Source organism: Sphingomonas faeni (assembly GCF_023195535.1).
GTDB lineage: Bacteria > Pseudomonadota > Alphaproteobacteria > Sphingomonadales > Sphingomonadaceae > Sphingomonas > Sphingomonas faeni_B.
This window is the reverse complement of sequence record NZ_JALPNF010000023.1, coordinates 1-5697: the sequence shown is the minus strand read 5'-3', so window position 1 is coordinate 5697 and position 5697 is coordinate 1. Positions and strand designations below refer to the sequence as shown.

The window sequence follows — 5697 nt, the reverse complement described above, 5'->3', positions numbered from 1 at the left end:
CCTAGAGGGGTGTCACCGCAGCGAACGGCCACACGGTCTGGACGCAGCGGTCGCAAAAAACCAGATGCTCCAAATCTTCCGCAAGGGAGGTTATGCGAGTGTCGGTATTTTTGTCGGCTCTTTGACATTGTAGGTTAAGATGAAGGGACATGTGGGCGGCGGCTTGCGGTTTCCGGGCTCCTCAAGGGTTCGGAGTATCGTTTAAAGCTAAGTCGTTCTCATATGTCCTTCACATATTCCATATGTAATGGACACTTATTCTGGCTTCGGCTGGGGTGGGTGTCTGAAAGATATTGTGCAGAGCGGCTCCTTGAGATGAGCTGGTTGATCGTGGAATTCCACTGCGATTGGCTGGTGACATAAACTTGAGAGTTTGATCATGGCTCAGAATGAACGCTGGCGGCATGCCTAACACATGCAAGTCGAACGAAGGCTTCGGCCTTAGTGGCGCACGGGTGCGTAACGCGTGGGAATCTGCCCCTTGGTTCGGAATAACAGTTGGAAACGACTGCTAATACCGGATGATGACGTAAGTCCAAAGATTTATCGCCGAGGGATGAGCCCGCGTAGGATTAGGTAGTTGGTGTGGTAAAGGCGCACCAAGCCGACGATCCTTAGCTGGTCTGAGAGGATGATCAGCCACACTGGGACTGAGACACGGCCCAGACTCCTACGGGAGGCAGCAGTGGGGAATATTGGACAATGGGCGAAAGCCTGATCCAGCAATGCCGCGTGAGTGATGAAGGCCTTAGGGTTGTAAAGCTCTTTTACCCGGGATGATAATGACAGTACCGGGAGAATAAGCTCCGGCTAACTCCGTGCCAGCAGCCGCGGTAATACGGAGGGAGCTAGCGTTATTCGGAATTACTGGGCGTAAAGCGCACGTAGGCGGCTTTGTAAGTAAGAGGTGAAAGCCCAGAGCTCAACTCTGGAATTGCCTTTTAGACTGCATCGCTTGAATCATGGAGAGGTCAGTGGAATTCCGAGTGTAGAGGTGAAATTCGTAGATATTCGGAAGAACACCAGTGGCGAAGGCGGCTGACTGGACATGTATTGACGCTGAGGTGCGAAAGCGTGGGGAGCAAACAGGATTAGATACCCTGGTAGTCCACGCCGTAAACGATGATAACTAGCTGTCCGGACACTTGGTGTTTGGGTGGCGCAGCTAACGCATTAAGTTATCCGCCTGGGGAGTACGGCCGCAAGGTTAAAACTCAAATGAATTGACGGGGGCCTGCACAAGCGGTGGAGCATGTGGTTTAATTCGAAGCAACGCGCAGAACCTTACCAGCGTTTGACATGGCAGGACGACTTCCAGAGATGGATTTCTTCCCTTCGGGGACCTGCACACAGGTGCTGCATGGCTGTCGTCAGCTCGTGTCGTGAGATGTTGGGTTAAGTCCCGCAACGAGCGCAACCCTCGCCTTTAGTTGCCATCATTTAGTTGGGCACTTTAAAGGAACCGCCGGTGATAAGCCGGAGGAAGGTGGGGATGACGTCAAGTCCTCATGGCCCTTACGCGCTGGGCTACACACGTGCTACAATGGCGGTGACAGTGGGCAGCAAGCACGCGAGTGTGAGCTAATCTCCAAAAGCCGTCTCAGTTCGGATTGTTCTCTGCAACTCGAGAGCATGAAGGCGGAATCGCTAGTAATCGCGGATCAGCATGCCGCGGTGAATACGTTCCCAGGCCTTGTACACACCGCCCGTCACACCATGGGAGTTGGATTCACCCGAAGGCGTTGCGCTAACTCGTAAGAGAGGCAGGCGACCACGGTGGGTTTAGCGACTGGGGTGAAGTCGTAACAAGGTAGCCGTAGGGGAACCTGCGGCTGGATCACCTCCTTTCTAAGGATATCGGCAGAAAGCGCTGACAGGCCCGCATCCTCGGATGCCACCCTGTCGGAAGAGCTTCTTCCATTCCAAAGAACATTAGCCGCCGTCCTCATGTCCCTTCATCACTAGGTTAGTCCATAAGACGAGACGGCATCCGCTGTCTTGGCTGTGGGCAAGCTCGGCCAGCGCGCGAAGCGCGCCTCTTGGGCGCAATTCTGTTGCGTCTGACGGGCGCAGCGGGTGTGGGCCTGTAGCTCAGTTGGTTAGAGCGCACCCCTGATAAGGGTGAGGTCGGTGGTTCGAATCCACCTAGGCCCACCACACACAAGTGCGTTTGGGGCCTTAGCTCAGCTGGGAGAGCGGTTGCTTTGCAAGCATCAGGTCATCGGTTCGATCCCGATAGGCTCCACCATTTCGCAGGAGACGAGACGAGGCAGCAAAGCTGCCGCGCACGTATCCAAGAACGGCCAGCGCCGAGAAGCGCGCCCACAAGGCGCGGCTTCGCCGCGACTGACGGGCTCGCGAGATACGCACCATCAGCCATAACCTAGAGATGAAGAGAAACGGTTCGCCGCACGAGAGTGCGGTGATTGACGGGCACGCCCGTCGTATTTGACATTGTGAATGGGTTTTTTAAAATCGATGCCGTGAGGTGTTCGATTTTGGGGACGAGGATTGCTTCGGCGGTTCGCAAGGCACTTCTGTGCAAGGCGATCTGGACGAGCGGTTCGAGGCTCCAGATATCGACATCATCATACTAAATAATCTGGCTGAGATTATAATCATCCGCACCTGACAAAAGCTAACGCGCACTGCTCTGCCGAGTTGGTGATCCGAAAGGACGCCCAGTGATGTCGTTGGTGGTGTGGACTCTCAAGCGTGAGGTAAGGGCAATTCGTGGATGCCTTGGCACATACAGGCGATGAAGGACGTGGCACGCTGCGATAAGCGTCGGTGAGCTGTGAGCAAGCTTTGACCCGACGATTTCCGAATGGGGAAACCCACCTATCCCGATTAATCCAAGCCGTGCGGTAACGCAGGGTGTTGGGTTAATTAGGTTAGGTATCACTTAGCTGAATACATAGGCTTCGTGAAGCGAACCCGGCGAACTGAAACATCTCAGTAGCTGGAGGAAAAGACATCAACCGAGATTCCGTTAGTAGTGGCGAGCGAACGCGGACCAGGCCAGTGCCTGAATTTCAACTAGTAGAAGTCTCTGGAAAGTGACGCCATAGCGGGTGACAGCCCCGTATACGAAAGTGAGAATTCAGGACTCGAGTAGGGCGGAACACGTGAAATTCTGTCTGAACATGGGGGGACCACCCTCCAAGCCTAAATACTCGTATGTGACCGATAGCGAACTAGTACCGTGAGGGAAAGGTGAAAAGCACCCCGATGAGGGGAGTGAAACAGTACCTGAAACGGATTGCCTACAAGCAGTTGGAGGGCTTTTATGGCCTGACAGCGTACCTCTTGCATAATGGGTCTGTGACTTAATGTATCAAGCAAGCTTAAGCCGATAGGTGTAGGCGCAGCGAAAGCGAGTCTGAATAGGGCGCCAGAGTTTGATGTATTAGACCCGAAACCCGGCGATCTAGGCATGACCAGGATGAAGGTGCAGTAACATGCACTGGAGGTCCGAACCGATTAACGTTGAAAAGTTACCGGATGAGTTGTGTTTAGGGGTGAAAGGCCAATCAAGCCGGGAAATAGCTGGTTCTCCGCGAAAACTATTGAGGTAGTGCCTCGCACGAACACCTTAGGGGGTAGAGCACTGGATGGGCTAGGGGGTCGCGAGATCTACCAAACCTAACCAAACTCCGAATACCTAAGAGTGATATGCGGGAGACAGACGGCGGGTGCTAAGGTCCGTCGTCAAAAGGGAAACAGCCCTGACCTACAGCTAAGGCCCCCAAATCGTATCTAAGTGGGAAAGCATGTGGGACTTCCAAAACAACCAGGAGGTTGGCTTAGAAGCAGCCATCCTTTAAAGAAAGCGTAACAGCTCACTGGTCTAAACAAGAGGTCCTGCGGCGAAGATGTAACGGGGCTCAAGATACGTGCCGAAGCTTAGGGTGTGCCACTTATGTGGTACGCGGTAGCGGAGCGTTCCGTAAGCCTGTGAAGCGATCTGGTAATGGGTCGTGGAGGTATCGGAAGTGCGAATGCAGACATGAGTAGCGATAAAGAGGGTGAGATGCCCTCTCGCCGAAAGACCAAGGGTTCCTGCGCAAGGCTAATCCGCGCAGGGTGAGCCGGCCCCTAAGACGAGCCCGAAGGGGGTAGTCGATGGGAACCACGTTAATATTCGTGGGCCTGGTGGTGTGTGACGGATCATGTGTGTTGTCATCCCTTATCGGATTGGGATGGCTTCGAAATGGTTCCAGGAAATAGCCCCACCGTATAGACCGTACCCGAAACCGACACAGGTGGTCAGGTAGAGTATACCAAGGCGCTTGAGAGAAGTGTCCTGAAGGAACTCGGCAAATTGCCTCCGTACCTTCGGAAGAAGGAGGCCCTCACTATGCGCAAGCACTTTGAGGGGGCACAGGCCAGGGGGTAGCGACTGTTTAGCAAAAACACAGGGCTCTGCTAAGTCGGCTTCAAGACGACGTATAGGGCCTGACGCCTGCCCGGTGCCTGAAGGTTAAGTGGAGGGGTGCAAGCTCTGAAATGAAGCCCAGGTAAACGGCGGCCGTAACTATAACGGTCCTAAGGTAGCGAAATTCCTTGTCGGGTAAGTTCCGACCTGCACGAATGGCGTAACGACTTCCCCACTGTCTCCAGGACATGCTCAGCGAAATTGAATTCTCCGTGAAGATGCGGAGTACCCGCGGTTAGACGGAAAGACCCCGTGCACCTTTACTGCAGCTTCAGAGTGGCATTAGGAAGAAACTGTGTAGCATAGGTGGGAGGCTTTGAAGCATCGGCGCCAGCTGATGTGGAGCCATAGGTGAAATACCACCCTGTTTGTTTCTGATGTCTAACCTCGTTCCGTAAGCCGGAACAGGGACCCTCTGTGGCGGGTAGTTTGACTGGGGCGGTCGCCTCCTAAAGAGTAACGGAGGCGCGCAATGGTGGGCTCAGGACGGTCGGAAACCGTCTGTTAGAGTGCAATGGCATAAGCCCGCCTGACTGCGAGACTGACAAGTCGAGCAGAGACGAAAGTCGGTCATAGTGATCCGGTGGTCCCTCGTGGAAGGGCCATCGCTCAACGGATAAAAGGTACGCCGGGGATAACAGGCTGATAACCCCCAAGAGCTCATATCGACGGGGTTGTTTGGCACCTCGATGTCGGCTCATCACATCCTGGGGCTGGAGCAGGTCCCAAGGGTTTGGCTGTTCGCCAATTAAAGTGGTACGTGAGCTGGGTTCAGAACGTCGCGAGACAGTTTGGTCCCTATCTGCCGTGGGCGTCGAAATTTGAGAGGAGTTGACCCTAGTACGAGAGGACCGGGTTGAACATACCTCTGGTGTACCAGTCGTTCCGCCAGGAGCGCAGCTGGGTAGCTATGTATGGACGGGATAACCGCTGAAAGCATCTAAGCGGGAAGCCTCCCTCGAGATAAGATTTCATAGAGCCGTCGGAGACCACGACGTTGATAGATCGGATGTAGAAGTGCGGTAACGCATGGAGCTAACCGATACTAATTGCTCTATTCGCGCTTGAGAGTCTCACACCATCAATGACAACACTGGGGTAACCCAGCTAGCCAGATGCGTGCGGATGATTAAGACGACGCCAGATTGCCAATCCCCTCGCCGTCGAGGGATTGGTCACAAATACAACACAACCATGCACGGTATCGATTTTAAAACCCTCAGGCTTCGCCGCAAGGCGGAACCCGAGGGACCCAGATA

General features: G+C 54.2%; 2 tRNA genes and 2 rRNA genes. All 4 read left to right on the top strand.

What is annotated here, in order from left to right:
- The first annotated feature begins 361 nt into the window (after nt 1-361).
- The 4 genes from SPHN_RS18270 to SPHN_RS18255 all read left to right on the top strand — a co-directional run bounded on the left by SPHN_RS18270 (nt 362) and on the right by SPHN_RS18255 (nt 5507).
- Nucleotides 362-1848: ribosomal RNA gene (locus tag SPHN_RS18270) — 16S ribosomal RNA — on the top strand.
- A gap of 232 nt (nt 1849-2080) precedes the next feature.
- A tRNA-Ile gene (locus SPHN_RS18265) sits at nt 2081-2157 on the top strand.
- Nucleotides 2158-2172: 15 nt separating this feature from the next.
- A tRNA-Ala gene (locus SPHN_RS18260) sits at nt 2173-2248 on the top strand.
- Between the two features lie 462 nt (nt 2249-2710).
- A 23S ribosomal RNA gene (locus tag SPHN_RS18255) occupies nt 2711-5507 on the top strand.
- Together the 16S and 23S rRNA genes with 2 tRNA genes alongside form the textbook arrangement of a ribosomal RNA operon.
- Nucleotides 5508-5697: the final 190 nt, after the last annotated feature.